The following is a 14,529-nucleotide window of genomic DNA, read 5'->3' as shown; positions in this document are numbered from 1 at the left end:
GGCGGCATAGCTCAGTTGGCTAGAGCATGCGGTTCATACCCGCAGTGTCCGGAGTTCAAATCTCTGTGCCGCCACCATGAAATGTAAAGCCCCCGCGCCGAAAGGTGCGGGGGCTTTTGTGATTCTTAGAACTTCACTTCAGGGACGGCGTCTGCGCCCTCCTTCGCTTGGAACTGAGGCTTCTTCGTCATGCCCATGAAACCGGCGAAGAATACGCCGGGGAAGGTCGAGATGCGCACGTTGTATTCGCGCACTGCCTCGTTGTAGTCGCGCCGCGCGACGGCGATGCGGTTCTCCGAGCCGGCCAGCTCGCGCATGAGTTCGAGGTACTGCGTGTTTGCCTTGAGGTCAGGATATGCCTCGGCGATGGCGAAGAGGCGGCCGAGTGCGCCCGTGAGTTCGGCGTTCGCCGCATCGATCTGCTCGACGCCCTGCGCACCTGCTAGTTTGGCACGCGCATTGACGACTTCCTCAATGACAGCCTTCTCATGCACGTCATAGCCTTTGACCGTGTTGACGAGGTTTGGGATGAGGTCGCTGCGCCGCTGCATTTGATTCTCGACCTGTCCGTACGCTGCATCGACGCTGATCTCCGACTCTTTCAGCCCGTTATAGAGAGAGAAGACTCCGCCGAGGATGAAGATAATGACGACGATGACAGCGCCGAGCGCGATCAGTCCTTTGTTCATGTTGAAAACTCCTTTCTGTTTCTGCCGATGGAATGACTGAGCAAATATAGAATGGTTCACCATGAAGCCCCAAGAGGTCAAGCCGCAGGCGCAGACCGATTGGCTAGGCTTCTGTAAGGGCGGCGCACAATGTCCACAAAGTGGACGTTTGTGCGTGTAGCTTACCAGCCGTCTGATGCGCCGCCGCCGCCGGAAGAGCCGCCGCCGTAGCCGCCGCGCGAGGAACTGCCGCCGGAAGAGCCGCCGCTGTAGCCGCCGCCGTAATCGCCGCTCGAGGAGCCGCCGCCAGGGCCGAGCGCTTGGTTGAGGAGGCCGAGAAGCCAGTTCAGGATGACACCGAGCAGGATCATGCCGACGATGGCAAGGAAGAAGATGAAGACATTCATCAGGATGCTCGGTTCCTCTTCTTCATGCGTGGACGATTCTTCAAGCGTCTCGCTCACATCAGCGCCCGGTGCGACTCCTGCAGCACGGTAGGCGTAGGCGGCGAGCTTCTGATAGGCATTGAGCACGCCTTCGGAGTACTTCTCATCGCGGAAGTACGGCTTCATCTTGTCGAGGATCTCGCCCGCTCTGCCGTCCGTGATTTCACCTTCAAGCCCGTAGCCGACTTCGATGCGGAACTTGCGATCATCTTTGGCGATGAGCAGAAGGACTCCGTTGCTTTGCTTCGCATCGCCGATGCCCCAGCTGCGAAACAGCTCGTTTGCGTACGATTCGATGTCTGTGCCGTCCAAGGTGGCGACGGTCACGACGACGATTTCCGCCTTCGTCTTTTCGCGCAGCTCTTCGCCGATCTTCTCGATCTGTGTGCGATCCTCTGCTGAAACGATGCCTGCCGTGTCGACGATGTATTCGCGCTGCGAGGGCTTGGGAAGCACGGCAGCGTCGGCAGATGAGCCAGCAAGTGCGAGGAGGCTGACGATGATGAATAGGAGGGCGCACAACTGTTGGCGCGCGCGGGGTGTGTTCATTCGCCTCACATCCTTTCGTAATGCCTGTCTCCTGTGGGGAGCAGGAAGAGAGAAAACTGGTATGAATAGTATACGATAATTTTCGTTTATTATAGCATACGGGAAAAGGATCGTATATCGGACAGAGTTCTTAATGTATCCATGGCTTGAAGTGAATTCCTTGCCGGTATCCTGTTTTCGGACCAAATAAAATTCTATTATACTCGAAGAGGAGAATTTGATTGTACCGATATCCTTGTGTTGACAAAACAGCCCGCCAAGGCTTTGCGCCTTGGCGGGCTGTGTGCGAGTCATGAGGGTTAGCGTGTGATCATGCGTCCGAGACGCGTGCCGAAGAGGTAGTTGAAGAACCATTTGAACGTGACGGAGACGTTGGCATGGAAGCCCGCCTTCGTCAGGAGGTGAATCCAAAGCCATGCCGACCACGCGAGGAAGCCTCTGCCGACGAGAGGGCCTGCAGACATGACGGCCTCGCTGTTGCCGATGATCGCCATGACGCCCTTGCTCTTGTAGTCGAGATGCTCAAGCGGCTCGCCCTTGAGCTTGTGCAGGATGTTGGCGGCGGCGACGTCGCCTTCAGCGAGCGCGACGGGCGCGAGCGTCGGCAGTGGGCGTTCTTCGCCCGGTGGCGTGAAGCTTGAGCAGTCGCCGGCGGCGTAGACGTTCTCGAAGCCTATGGCGTGCATTGTGTCATCGACGATGATGCGGCGGCCGCGGTCTTTTTGCACGTCAAGTCCGTCGAGGCAGTCGACGGGGCGCACGCCCGCCGCCCAGACGACGGTGCGCGTCTTGATTTCCTGCAGCGGCGCGTCCTTGGGAGCGCTGAAGGGCTTGTAGCGAAGCGTTTCGCCGTCGTAGTCCGTGACCATCATCGAGCACTGCACGGCGACCTTTTTCTTTTCAAGCACGCGCACGGTCTCGTCGCGCAGCTTCTCAGGCATCATCATGAGGACACCGGGATCTGCGCCGATGAGATGGATTTCGACCTCGCTGAAGTCGATCGTATGGTACTCCTTTTGAAAGACGTCGTAGATGAGCTCTGAGAGGCCGCCCGATCCTTCGACGCCGATGGGGCCCGCGCCGACGAAAACGAAGGTCAGAAGAGCCTTGCGCTTTGCCGCATCCTTTTCACGCGAGGCTTCTTCGAAGACCTTGAGGACGTGGCTGCGAATCTCGATGGAGTCGACGAGCGTCTTCAAGGGCAGGGAGTTTTCCTCGATGCTTTTCGAGCCGAAGAAGTTTGGCGTCGAGCCGAGCGCGATGATGAGATGATCGTAGTCGATCTCGCCCTGGTCGGTGCGCACGGTCTGCGCCGCCGCGTCGATTCCCTCGATTTCGGCGAGCAAGAAGTTGACGTTCGAAGCGCTGCGGAAGAAGCCGCGGATCGGATAGATGACCTCGTCCGCCGAGAGCATCGAGGTCGCCACCTGATAGAGCAGCGGCTGAAAGACCTGATAGTTGTTGTGGTCGATGATGAGGACATCGACCGCCTCGTTCGCGAGCTTTCGCGCCGCGCGTATGCCTGCAATGCCGCCGCCCAAGATGACGATGCGTGGTTTCGCTGCCTTTTCCGTCATGATTCATACCGCCTTTCCAGAAAAGTTTGTGGGGAACATTGTGAATCTTATGTGCTTTTCATTATACATCGTTTTTATGAAAATGTAACATATCAATAATTTATATTAATATAAATGGCGACGGAAAAGGAATGAAGAAGCCCCCAAGATTGCGGCTTGGGGGCTGTCCTCAGGCGTTCGACTGTTCGATGAATTCCTGCAGTTTCTTCTCTGCCGCACCGCTCTCAATGAGCGCGCGGGCTTTTTCGACGCCTTCCTTGATGGAGTCGGCCTTGCCGCCGATGTAGATGGCGGCGCCGGCATTCAAAAGCACGATGTCGGTCTTCGCGCCTTGCACTCCCGTGAGGATAGCACGCGTCACAGCGGCGTTTTCTTTCGCCATGCCGCCGACGATCGCCGTCTTCTCGGCACGCTCAAGGTCGAAGTCCTCTGGAGCGATCGTATACGTCTTGTACCAGCCGTCCTTGAACTCGGAGACCCTCGTCGGGGCGCTGATGGAGATCTCGTCGAGGCAGTCCGTGCCGTAGATGACCATGCCGCGCTGAACGCCGAGGTCGATGAGCACGCGGGTCAGCGGCTCCAGCAGATATTCATCGTAGACGCCGAGGATCATGCGCTCGGGACGCGCGGGATTCGTCAAGGGGCCGAGAATGTTGAATACGGTGCGGATGCCCAGTTCCTTGCGGATGGCGCCGACGTATTTCATCGAAGTGTGATACTTCTGCGCGAACATGAAGCACAGGCCGATGCTCTTGAGAAGCTTTGTGCATGTTTCGGGCGCGAGGTCGATGTTGACGCCGAGGGCTTCGAGGCAGTCGGCGGCGCCGCTTTTCGATGACGCTGCGCGGTTGCCGTGCTTGGCGACGGCGATGCCGGCGGCGGCGATGATGAAGGAGGCCGTCGTCGATATGTTGATGCTGCCCGCATGATCGCCGCCCGTACCGACGATTTCAAGCACTTCGATGCCAGGATGTTCGACGGCGAGCGCATGCTCGCGCATGGCGGCGGCAGAGCCGGCGATTTCTGCTGTCGTCTCAGCCTTGGCGCTCTTCGTCGAGAGTGCGGCGAGGTAGGCGGCGTTCTCAGTCGGACTCGTTTTGCCGCTCATGATTTCGTTCATTACGCAGTAAGCTTCTTCGTAGGTCAGATCGTGCTTGCTGACGATCTTTTGGATGGCTTCTTTTATCATGGCATAGCGCTCCTTTTCTGTTGGATATGTCCCTGCATTTTGGCACGGCAGGGTTGAATGTCATTTAGTATACTATGGCGGTAGGTTTTTTGCAACAAAGGGCGATGCGGAGGAAGGCGCTCTTTACAAAAAGATGTTTCCTTGCTACGATTACGATGAACAGAAAAGTGGCAGACAAGCGGATAGTAGGAAAATTTTAAAAATTCTAGGATAAATCCCCTATTGTGGAAGAAAGTGCTGCTTGTTACAATAAAGGAGAATACAATGATGTTTACAGGGAAGACAAAAAATCTTGCCGTCATCGGCTCGCCGATCGAGCATTCGCTTTCGCCGGCGATGCAGAATGCGGCGATTCGGGCGGCGGGACTGGATTATGCCTATGTCGCCTTGCTCGTCCTGCCCGAGAGGCTGGAAGACGGCGTGCGCGGCCTTCGTGCGCTGGGGTTTCGCGGCTTCAATGTGACGATTCCGCACAAGTCGGCGATCTTGCCTCTGCTGGATGAGGTGGATGAAGCGGCGCGTGCCATTGGGGCGGTCAATACGGTCGTGTGCGAGGCGGGACGTCTCAAGGGCTTCAACACCGATGTGGAGGGATTCCTCGGTGCGCTTACGGCACGCGACTTTTCCGTCGAGGGAAAGCGCGTCGTGCTCTTGGGAGCGGGCGGCGCAGCACGCGCGGCGCTCTACGGTTTGCTGCGCTCGGGCGCGGCTGAGGTCACGCTCGGCGTGCGAAATGCCCCGAAGGCGCGTCCCTTGGCTGAGGAGTTTGCGCAGTACGGCGAGGTCTGTGCTCTCGACTGGAACGAGACGGCGTTCGAGGAAGCCGTCAGAAAGGCGGATCTCGTCGTCAATACGACGCCGCTCGGCATGGCGCCGCAGACGCAGGCGATGCCGCCCGTCCCTTGGCAGGCAGTGCATGAACGGATGTTTTTCTACGACATCATCTATACGCCTGCGAGGACGCAGTTCCTGCAGCGTGCGGAGTCGCTGGGCTGCCCGACGCTGAACGGCGAGGCGATGCTCGTGGGGCAGGGGGCGGCGGCGTTTCGCCTGTGGACGGGACGAGAGGCGGATTTTTCCGTGATGACGCACGCCCTGCGCGAGGCACTGGAAGGAAAAGAGAAGCAAGCGGCGAAGAATGAAGCAGAGACGAAATGACAAAGCAGCGGAATAAAAGGCAGGAAATCAATAAAGCGAGAAGAAACAAGCTGTAATAAATTAACAAAGGCATAGAATTAACAAAGGCATAAAGAAAAGAAAGTCAGCACGAAAGCCGAAGCAAGATGTTCATGGATAGGGAAGCGCGGATCAATGAAGTCGCCCGAATGTGTGAAGACGGGTGACCGAATTTATCCGTGATTCCGCAGTCTTTTGGAGGCTCGAAGATGCAGAGGACAGAAGAGGATTCGTATCAGAGGCTGATCCATCGCCTCGTACAGAGCGTGCGCACAGGAAGTGCAAGCCGTGCTCTGCCGAGGCAGGGAGAGCCGGGACGCGTGCCCGTCGTGGAGTTTGTCGATCGCATGATCGCGGAGGCTCTGCGCCTGCGGGCGAGCGATATCCACATAGAGCCTTTCGAGGGCGCCGTCCGCATCCGTTACCGTGTTGATGGAAGTTTATTGGAAACGCATGCACCGATCCCCCGAGAGGTGCATGCGTTTTTGCTTGCGCGATTGAAAGTCATGGCACATCTTGAAAGCGTGGAGCGCCGCATGGCGCAGGACGGGCGCATATCGTACGTGCCGCCTGAGGGCGGTGAAGCCGTCGATCTTCGTCTGGCGACCTTGCCGCTCCTCGCGGGGGAGAAGGCGGTTCTTCGCATCTTGAACCGCTCGCACGCGCTTCTTTCCGTCGGGAATCTCGGATTTTCCGTGCACAATGAGACGCTTTTCCGCCGCTTGTGCCATCAGCCCGGCGGCATGGTTCTGATCACGGGACCGGTCAATTCGGGCAAGACGACGACGCTCTATGCGGCTCTCTCGGAGATCAATACGCCCGAACGCAACATCATGACGATCGAAGATCCGCCCGAGTACCGCATCGAGGGCGTCAATCAGATCCAGGTGAACAAGAAGACGGGCATGACGTATGCCGCAGGGCTTCGCGCCATGCTGCGCTCGGACATCGACGAGATCGTGCTCGGCGAGATCCGCGATGCGGAGACGGCGGAGATGGCGGTGCGTGCTGCGCTGACGGGTCATCTGCTCTTTTCGACGCTGCATACGAAGGACGCGCTCGGCGCGGTCTTCCGTCTGCTCGACATGGGCGTGCCCGCGTATCTTCTCGCGGCGGCTCTGACGGGCGTCGTCGCGCAGCGCCTCGTGCGCCGCTTGTGCCCGCACTGCCGCGAGCCGTCCGAGGAGGCGCTTCCCGCATGGGCCGAGGGGGTATCGTCGACCGGACGGCTGTGGCGAGCGGCAGGATGCGCGGCTTGCGGCGGCACGGGCTTTTCGGGGCGGCTCGCACTGCAGGAACTGCTCGTCGTCGACGCGGCTCTGCAGCAGGCGGTCGTGCATAGAGCGGGGCTTGAGGAGATGCGCGAGCTTGCCAGGCGGCAGGGCATGAGGACGCTGGCGGAGGACGGCATAGAAAAGGCGCTGCAAGGCCAGACGACCCTTTCGGAGGTGGTGCGCGTGCTCTACGGCGAGGCGGACGCAGCAGATTTTTCCGGAACTTTTTCGGGAGCGGCGAGAGGGGATTGCGGAGGGGTTGACGATGGCGGCGTCTAGGATGGCGGACATCTTCGCCGAAGGCTTTGCGCGAGGGGCGTCGGACGTGCATCTCGCGGCGGGGCAGCGCCCGTTTCTGCGGCTCGACGGCGAGATGACGCCGCTATCGGAGGATTCTTTGACGCAGACGGAGATGCAGGATTTTCTCGCGTCTATTCTGACCGAGGTGGAGCATGAGCGTCTGCGGCAGGAGAAGAGTCTGGATCTTTCCCTCGTGCTCGAAGAGAGGCACTGTCGTGCGCATGTGTACGGCATGGGCGGTTCTTGGGCGATTGCCGTGCGCCTCCTGCCGCGAGAGATTCCGGCGCTTTCGAGCCTCGGCGTGCCGCCCGTGCTTTTTTCGCTTCTTCGGGCGCGAGACGGGCTGATTCTCGTCGGCGGGCGCACGGGAGCGGGCAAGTCGACGACGCTTGCGGCATTTATCGAGGAGATGAATAAAAGCCGCGCCGCGCACATCATCACGCTGGAAGATCCCGTCGAGTACGCTTTCGTGCCGAAGTGCTGCTTCATCAGCCAGCGCACGCTCGGCAGGGATTTTCCGTCGTTCCCGGCGGGGCTTCGGGATGCTTTGAGAGAAGATCCTGACGTGATCCTTATCGGAGAGATGCGTGAGCGCGAAACGGTGCGCATCGCGCTGCAGGCGGCGGAGTCGGGATGTCTCGTTCTGGCGACGCTTCACACGAGGGATGCGGCGGAGGCGGTCCTTCGCATCGAGGGGATGTTCGCGGGCGAGGAGCAGCAGATGCGCCATCAGCTCGCGCTCGTGCTTCGCGCCATTTTCTCACAACGGCTTCTGCCGCAGGCGGGCGGCGGGCGCGTGCTGGCGGCGGAAGCGCTCGTCGCCGTGCCCGCCGTGCGAAACCTCATTCGCACGGGCAGGGTCGCGCAGCTCCGAGGCGCCATCCTCTCGGGCGGGGCGCAGGGCATGCAGACGATGGCGCAGTCCGTCGAGGGACTGCTTCGCACGGGCAAGATTACGCGCGAAGCGGCAGAGGCGGCGCTTGCCGACGGCGACGCCTTTGGCGAGGGGCGCTAGTACAGGGGGCTTACGCGAAGGGAGGCGGCGATTTGGCGTCCTTTTCTTATACGGCGCGGACGGAAGCGGGAGACTTGCGGCGAGGCGAGGTGGAAGCCGCCACGCGCACGGAGGCGGCGCGGCTCATCCAGGCGCACGGACTCTTCGCCGTGGCTCTGCGGCGAAAGTCTGCGCTGCATCTTGCCCGCCGCCGCGCGGCAGATCGGAAGTACGCGATGGTGTTCTGCCGCGAGTTGGCGCTGATGCTTGCGGCGGGACTTGCCGCGAACGAGAGCTTGCAGCTCCTCGCGGCGGATGCGCCGCAAAAGAGGCGGGCGATGCTTTCGGATATGGCGCGGCGCATGGCGCATGGCGCGACGCTCGCCGAGGCGATGGCGCAGCACGGCGAGGTGTTCCCGCCGACGATTTCCTCCCTCGTCCGCGCGGGGGAAGCGGGCGGCAGTTTGGAGCCTCTGTTGAAGCGTCTCGCCGACAAGGAGGAAAAGAGCTGGCGCGTGCGGGAGAAATTGCAGACGGCGCTCGTTTATCCTGCGCTGCTCGCATTGGCGGCGGCGTTCGCCGTGACATTCATCTTCCTCTTCGTGCTGCCGAACTTCGTCCACATGCTCGACGGTCTTGCCGTGGAGCTGCCCCTGCCGACGCGGCTCGTGCTCGGAATCGGCAGTCTCTTCGAGCGGCATGGCGGCGCAGTCCTTGCGGCTCTTTTCGTTTTTCCCATGGCGCTTCGGCTTCTCTATCGCGAGAGGCGGCTGCATTTTTTCGCTGACCGCCTTCTTTTGCGTCTGCCGCTTTTCGGCAGGCTGCGCCTCGACTTGGAGCTCATGACGCTCTTCGACACGCTCGCCGTCCTCATGGAGAGCGGCAGTGCGCTGCACGAGGCGCTGGCCGCTTCCGAAGGCGTCGTGCAGAACCGTTTCCTCGCCGCGCTCGTTTCGAGGGTGAGGCGCGAGGTCGAGCGCGGCGGCACGCTGGCCGCAGCCTTGGCGGGCAGCGTCGTGCCGCCGCTCGTCTGGGAGCTTGTGCGTGCGGGCGAGCATACGGGCGAGCTTGCGGCAATGCTCGAAAAGGCGGCGGATTTCTGCCGTTTTGCGGGCGAGATGCGCGCCGAGCGCATGGAGGCGATGTTGGAGCCTCTGCTCGTGCTCTTTCTGGGAGCGGTCGTCGGAACAGTTGTACTTGCAGTAGCTCTGCCATTGTTGGAGATGATTGGCTCTTACGGCTATTGAAAAGGATTGCATCGTATGACGGTTGAAGATTTTGAGATGGGAGGGATGTCGTATGTACGGATGTATGCTGCTCAAAAAGAAAATACGGCAGAAGGAGAGTGGGCGGCAAGGGGCGATGGCCGGCGCATTCGAGGCGCGGGACGAGAGCCGATGCAGGAGCGGACGAAAGAGGCGCCGCCCCTTAGGCGAGGAGGGCTTCACGCTCCTTGAAATGCTCCTCGTCATCTGCATCATCGGCGTGCTCGCCGCCGTCGCCGTGCCGAAGTTCTCGCAGTCGATGACGCTCGCGAACACGTCGAAGATTCAGGCCGACCTCAGCACGCTCAACACGGCGGTGGGGCTTTACCGCGCGGAAAAGGGCGTCGATCCGACGGAATTGAAGCAGCTGAAGGAGTATGTCGTCAATCTCGACGCGTTGAAGCCGCCGTCGGGAAGCTACTTTCTGCGCGATGGAAAACCGCCAGAGAAAGCCGGTGCGAGCTATGCGTTAACGAAAGGCTCGGACGGTGAGACGCAGGCGACATTGGACGAGCACCGTGTACAGGATTTCGGCAGGGCGGAAAAGAAAGAAGCGTCGGGCACTTGACGATGCACGGTTTTCAGCGCGTGAAGCCGCTGCCCTTTTGCGGCGAGGCGGCATTTGTCGGCGGGACGCTCTGTGCGGCGTTGTTTCTCTGGCGCATGGACGGTTTCGGCATGGTGTTCTTCCAGCGCTGGCTTTTCTTCGCATTTCTCTGGCGCATCTCCCTGCTCGACTGGCGGCACGGCCTCGTTTTTGACCGCCTCGTTTTGCCGTTCGGCGTCATCGGCATTGCGTTCTCGCTGTTTTCAGGCGCTCTGCCGCCGGAAAACTTCGTGTTCGCCGCTTTTCTCGCTGGCGGCTTCCTTTACCTCCTGCGCCTTGTTTCTCGCGGCGGCATGGGCGGCGGCGATGTGAAGCTCGGCTTCGCGCTGGGACTTTGGCTCGGCTTGGAGGGCGTCGCGCTCGCGCTCTTCCTCGCCTTTTTCAGCGGCGGACTCGCAGCCTCTTTCTTGCTGTTCTTCGGGCGCGAAAAGCGCGGGCGGCGCATCGCCTTCGCGCCGTTTCTCGCCTTGGGCGCGGTTCTTTCCCTGCTTTTTGCCGACGATCTTCTTGCCTTTTATGGAGGGCTTCTGTGATGAAGGAGGAAGGCTTCACCCTTTTGGAACTGCTCGTCGTCTGCCTCGTCCTCGCGCTCGTTGCGGTGCTTTCCGTGCCCGTCGTGCGCGTGACGGAGCGCATGCGCTTGGAGCGCGAGGCGGCGCTTCTGGCGAGCGATTTCCGCTATCTGCAGGAGGTTTCGCGCACGGAGCGCACGGCGGACGGCAAGGGCGAATGGAGGCTGCGCCCGAAACTCGTCGTGGAGGCGCATCGCTATTATTTCCTTCTGCCGTGGGCGGCGGGAGAGGTTCTGACGCATTCCTTTCCCGAAGACGTCTACGCCGTGCCGAGCGGTTCGGGTGCGCAACCTGCGGCGACGTATTCGTTTGATTCGTCGGGCGATCCGAGCGGGACGAGCGCCTTGGGGCACACGATCGAGCTGCAGTCGCCGCACTATTCGCTCGACGTCATCATCGATGAGGCGGGGCGCGTGCGCACGGAAAGCAGGCGATTGCCATGAAGCGGCTGGACGAGGGCGGCTTCCTCACCGCAGAGGTCGCCGTGCTCGCCTTCCTGCTGCTTTTTGCCGTGGCGTCTCTCGCGGCTTTGGAGCGCTCTGCCGCCCTCTTGGCGCACAGCGAGGCGGAAACGAGCGCGATGTTCTTGGCAGAAGGCGAGCTGGCAAGGATGGAGCATCAGGCAAGAACGCAGGGAAGCGGCGCGTCGTTGGGCGAGCGGCAGCCGCATGAAGCCGAGGCGAATGGCAGAAATTTCACTTTGACGCCGAAGTTTTCTGCGCCGGGGGCGAGTCCTTCCGTTTGCCAGGCGAGTGTGCGCGTGACATGGCTCGAAAAAGGGGAAGTGCAGGAACTTTCCCTTGAAAGGACGGTGCATCTCGGTGGCGGACGATAAGGGGCGAACCGTGCGGGAAAAATCGTGCGGGACGTGCCGGGAGAGCTGCGCTTCCTCCTTGAAGGAGGAGGGCGGCTACGTGCTGCTGGAGTTTTTGACGAGCTTTCCCGTTTACATCGTGCTGCTCGTCAGCCTTTTCGCGGTATGGCTGTTCTTTCTCAAGAGCTATGTCGTGCTCCTGGGCGACTGGGAACTGCAGCAGGAGATGCGCCTGACGCTTGAGCGCATCGCGCAGGATGCGTCGATGGCGACGCACATCGAGTGTAGCGGTCTGCATGCACTCCACGTCGAGCGGTATGTCAACGGGAAGAAATCGACGACGGACTATGTGCTGCGCGAGGGCAGGAAGGGACAGCCGCCGTACATCAGCAAGAAGGTATCGGGCGAAGACCACGGATACTATGCGCCGCAGCCCATGACGGGCGGCAGCAACATCTTCGGCAATCTGGCCGTCGTCGATTTTCAATGCAAGCCGGAGAAGGGGCTTTTGCACCTGAGTCTCACGGGGGAGAATCGGCGCACGAAGAAGCGCGTGACATTTTCGACCGACATCTGTCTGCCGCCGAAAGAGAAAGATAAGAAGGAGGCGCAAGGTGGCAAGACTTGATGAATGCGGCATGGCGTCCGCCTTCGCCCTCGCCGCCGTCCTGCTGCTGCTCGCGGGCACGGCGTCTCTGCTCGTGCTCTCCGGGCACAACCGTCTCGCCGCGCGGGAGGCCGTGCAGACGACGCGCCTTCTGGAAGCCGCGCGGAGCGGTGTGCGGCTGGGCGCGGTGCGCCTCGAAGCTGAGGCGGATTTGCGTCGTCCGTTGGAAACTGGGGCAGCAGAGGTTGAAGCGGCATCTGGATATTTTGAAAAAAATGACGCGTTCTATCGCGTGACGGCCAAGCGTTTGCCGACAGAAGATACGCCAGACGGCGCGGCATATTTGCTGACGGCGGCAAGCTGGCCGAGGGCGGGGAGCGAGCGGCAGGCGACAGTGGAGATTTCCGGCAAGCGTGCGTATGCGGCGGCGCTCTACTGCCTTGAGGGGACGCGGCTCGCATTCGTGCGCTGGGAGAGGTGAGGAGGCGATGCTTTGCGAAATGTGCTGAGAAAGATGCGTGCGCTGCTGCGCGAGCCGCAGCGCGGGGCAGTGGGCGTCTCTTTGACGGATGGCGGAATCTGTCTTGCCTGTCTTGCAGGACATGAAAGCAACGCATTGACGGAAGAATTTCAACGCAGGGAAGAGACGCTGCATCTTCCCTTGCCGCCGACAGAGGCGAAGGAGTCGCTTTGGCAGGCGGCGGCGGGCGTCATCCAGGTCGCCCTTGCCAAGCGCGGCTGGGAGAAGAGCCGCATCGCCGTCTGTTTGACGGAAGACGAGGTCTTTTCCTACAGCAGGGAGTTTCCTCCTTTGTCCGAGCGGGAGATGCGCGAGGCCGCGCGCTGGGACTTGCTCGCGAGTCTGCCGGATGCTCATGAGGAGGCGGCGTACTCGCTGGATTTTCGGCGCGTGGGCGAGAGGGAGGTCGTTCTGGCGGCCTTGCCGCGCGAAAAGGTGCGGGAAATTCATCGCGCTTTCTCGCATGCGGGACTCTGCCTTGCGTCCCTGTGCTTCTTGCCGACAGGGGCAGGGCGGCAAGTGCCGGGTACTTTTGCCGCAGATGGAATGAATTTGGCGGCGGACGATTTGCCGCAGGAAGAGGATGGGGCTGCTTTTCTGGCGGCGCAGGAACTTCTTTCGCGAGAGAAAAATCACTTGGAACTGCTGCCCGAGTCGATGCGTCCGGCGGATTGGGCATTCGGCAGGCTGGCCGCCTTGCTTGCGGGCATTTTCTTCTTCTGCATGGCGTCGATTTATGGCTGGAACGCTTGGCGCATCCATGAGCTGCAGGGAGAGGTGCAGAAAACCGCGCACGAGATGACGCTCCTTTCCACTGAGAGGGCACGCATGGAGCAAGAGGCGCAGGAGGATGGACGCGCCGCGCAAAAGGAACGCCAGCTCATTTCCTTGTCGAAAGGCGCTCTGCCGTGCCGCAGCCTCTTGGTACACTTCGGCACGCGCACGGTCGAAGGCGCTTGGATTCGCGGACTGCGCGTTGTCGACGGTCATGCGGTCGAGCTTGAGGGCGCGGCGACGAGTTACGACGCTCTGGCGGATTTCGTGCGCGTGTTGGAGGAGGACAAGGGCTTCTTCCGGGCGGCTCCCGTGCTGAAGAAGTCGGAGCGCAAGCAGGAAGCGGCGGGAGGCTCGCTCATTTATTTTTCGTTGGAATTGAAGATATGAAGAATCGCTGGATTTATCCGTAATTCTCTGAGAGGGGGGAAGAAATGCGGTCGAAGATGCTTCTCTCGGCAATCTTTGCGCTGGCGCTGCTTCTTTGCGTGGCATTCTTCCAACTGTGCTTTTTGCCGCAGCGTGCGGAAATCGCGAGACTGGAGGAGGAAGCGGCGAAGGAACAAGAAGCGCTCATCGCCGTGCAGAACTTCATGAACGCGCACGGCGACGGGGCGGAACGCGTAAAAGCGCGTGCCGCACGCAGCTCTGCGTTAGAAAAGCGCCTGCCCGCTCGCATGGGACAGGGCGATTTCCTCGCGCTCTTGGAGCGCGAAGCGCAGCATGAGAAGCTGACGCTCGCCGCCGTCGCGCCCGGGCAGATCGAAGAGGAGGGCGGCATTTCGCGCCTGCCGCTCGATGTGGAGTTGGACGGCGATTATTTTCATCTGCTCGCCTTCCTGAAGAATTTGGAAAAGAGCGAGCGCTTCGTCCGCATGGAGAGCACGGAGATCAAGAGCGAGGACGGCAGACTTCATGTGAAGATGCGGCTTTCGATTTTTGCCGAGAAGGAATGAACGTCTCCTCAGCAGATATTTTAGGGAAGCGCTGATAAAATGAGGTCGCCCAGATTTGCACAGATGCGCTGTATCTATAGCGGTCAACGTCAGCCAATCATGCGACGCGCTTCGCGCTTGCATTCTTGGGACGTTTTCGCATACGAGCCGTTGCCCAATCGCCTGCGTCCTTCGGACTTGGCTCTTGGACGGCTCAGCAAGGAGACAAACCGCAGGCGTAGCGGTGCTACGTCGAGGATTT

16 protein-coding genes and 1 tRNA gene are annotated in these 14,529 nt (G+C 60.6%); 13 read left to right on the top strand and 4 right to left on the bottom strand.

What is annotated here, in order from left to right:
- Positions 1-77, top strand: a tRNA-Met gene (locus HMPREF1153_RS05705).
- A gap of 48 nt (positions 78-125) precedes the next feature.
- On the opposite strand, the gene HMPREF1153_RS05700 is transcribed toward HMPREF1153_RS05705, so the two are convergent.
- The 4 genes from HMPREF1153_RS05700 to trpD form a co-directional block, all read right to left on the bottom strand.
- Positions 126-689, bottom strand: coding sequence for a LemA family protein (locus tag HMPREF1153_RS05700; RefSeq protein ID WP_009646007.1), 564 nt, complete (start codon positions 687-689; stop codon positions 126-128).
- 161 nt (positions 690-850) lie between these two features.
- Complete coding sequence (locus HMPREF1153_RS05695; RefSeq protein ID WP_037370016.1) at positions 851-1,663, bottom strand: TPM domain-containing protein; 813 nt, start codon at positions 1,661-1,663, stop codon at positions 851-853.
- 299 nt (positions 1,664-1,962) lie between these two features.
- On the bottom strand, positions 1,963-3,240 hold the full coding sequence (locus HMPREF1153_RS05690; protein WP_009645979.1) for an NAD(P)/FAD-dependent oxidoreductase: 1,278 nt from the start codon (positions 3,238-3,240) through the stop codon (positions 1,963-1,965).
- Between the two features lie 169 nt (positions 3,241-3,409).
- Positions 3,410-4,429: an anthranilate phosphoribosyltransferase gene (gene trpD, locus HMPREF1153_RS05685; protein WP_009646008.1), complete on the bottom strand. Its 1,020-nt coding sequence runs from the start codon at positions 4,427-4,429 to the stop codon at positions 3,410-3,412.
- Between the two features lie 267 nt (positions 4,430-4,696).
- Here trpD and HMPREF1153_RS05680 point away from each other — a divergent pair, with 267 nt between their 5' ends.
- The 12 genes from HMPREF1153_RS05680 to pilO all read left to right on the top strand — a co-directional run bounded on the left by HMPREF1153_RS05680 (position 4,697) and on the right by pilO (position 14,288).
- The gene (locus HMPREF1153_RS05680) at positions 4,697-5,587 is read left to right on the top strand and encodes a shikimate dehydrogenase (protein ID WP_037370013.1); all 891 of its coding nucleotides are present in this window, start codon (positions 4,697-4,699) and stop codon (positions 5,585-5,587) included.
- 227 nt (positions 5,588-5,814) lie between these two features.
- Entirely contained in the window at positions 5,815-7,158 is a 1,344-nt protein-coding gene (locus HMPREF1153_RS05675; RefSeq protein ID WP_009645984.1) for a GspE/PulE family protein, read from the top strand.
- On the top strand, positions 7,145-8,194 hold the full coding sequence (locus tag HMPREF1153_RS05670) for a type IV pilus twitching motility protein PilT (RefSeq protein ID WP_037370010.1): 1,050 nt from the start codon (positions 7,145-7,147) through the stop codon (positions 8,192-8,194). The genes HMPREF1153_RS05675 and HMPREF1153_RS05670 overlap by 14 nt, the downstream gene beginning before the upstream one ends.
- A 32-nt stretch (positions 8,195-8,226) precedes the next feature.
- Positions 8,227-9,420 carry a type II secretion system F family protein gene (locus tag HMPREF1153_RS05665; RefSeq protein WP_009646002.1) on the top strand — a complete coding sequence of 398 codons (1,194 nt, stop codon included), beginning with the start codon at positions 8,227-8,229 and terminating at the stop codon, positions 9,418-9,420.
- 52 nt (positions 9,421-9,472) lie between these two features.
- Entirely contained in the window at positions 9,473-10,006 is a 534-nt protein-coding gene (locus HMPREF1153_RS05660; protein ID WP_009645991.1) for a competence type IV pilus major pilin ComGC, read from the top strand.
- Between the two features lie 2 nt (positions 10,007-10,008).
- Positions 10,009-10,578 carry a prepilin peptidase gene (locus HMPREF1153_RS05655; protein WP_037370019.1) on the top strand — a complete coding sequence of 190 codons (570 nt, stop codon included), beginning with the start codon at positions 10,009-10,011 and terminating at the stop codon, positions 10,576-10,578.
- Positions 10,578-11,060, top strand: coding sequence for a prepilin-type N-terminal cleavage/methylation domain-containing protein (locus HMPREF1153_RS05650; RefSeq protein WP_009645976.1), 483 nt, complete (start codon positions 10,578-10,580; stop codon positions 11,058-11,060). The genes HMPREF1153_RS05655 and HMPREF1153_RS05650 overlap by 1 nt, the downstream gene beginning before the upstream one ends.
- Positions 11,057-11,452 (top strand): hypothetical protein, encoded by a 396-nt coding sequence (locus tag HMPREF1153_RS05645; protein ID WP_009645998.1) that lies wholly within the window; start codon positions 11,057-11,059, stop codon positions 11,450-11,452. Before HMPREF1153_RS05650 ends, HMPREF1153_RS05645 begins: the two co-directional genes overlap by 4 nt.
- Positions 11,418-12,059 (top strand): hypothetical protein, encoded by a 642-nt coding sequence (locus tag HMPREF1153_RS05640; protein ID WP_232208213.1) that lies wholly within the window; start codon positions 11,418-11,420, stop codon positions 12,057-12,059. Before HMPREF1153_RS05645 ends, HMPREF1153_RS05640 begins: the two co-directional genes overlap by 35 nt.
- Complete coding sequence (locus HMPREF1153_RS05635) at positions 12,046-12,519, top strand: hypothetical protein (RefSeq protein WP_009646003.1); 474 nt, start codon at positions 12,046-12,048, stop codon at positions 12,517-12,519. Before HMPREF1153_RS05640 ends, HMPREF1153_RS05635 begins: the two co-directional genes overlap by 14 nt.
- 21 nt (positions 12,520-12,540) lie before the next feature.
- Entirely contained in the window at positions 12,541-13,722 is a 1,182-nt protein-coding gene (locus HMPREF1153_RS05630; protein ID WP_232208217.1) for a PilN domain-containing protein, read from the top strand.
- 44 nt (positions 13,723-13,766) lie between these two features.
- The gene (pilO, locus tag HMPREF1153_RS05625; RefSeq protein WP_037370004.1) at positions 13,767-14,288 is read left to right on the top strand and encodes a type 4a pilus biogenesis protein PilO; all 522 of its coding nucleotides are present in this window, start codon (positions 13,767-13,769) and stop codon (positions 14,286-14,288) included.
- The last annotated feature ends 241 nt before the right edge of the window (positions 14,289-14,529 follow it).

The organism is Selenomonas sp. CM52, assembly GCF_000292955.1.
Lineage (GTDB): Bacteria > Bacillota > Negativicutes > Selenomonadales > Selenomonadaceae > Selenomonas.
The sequence above is the reverse complement of the archived record's forward strand: the minus strand, read 5'-3'. Positions and strand labels throughout refer to the sequence as shown.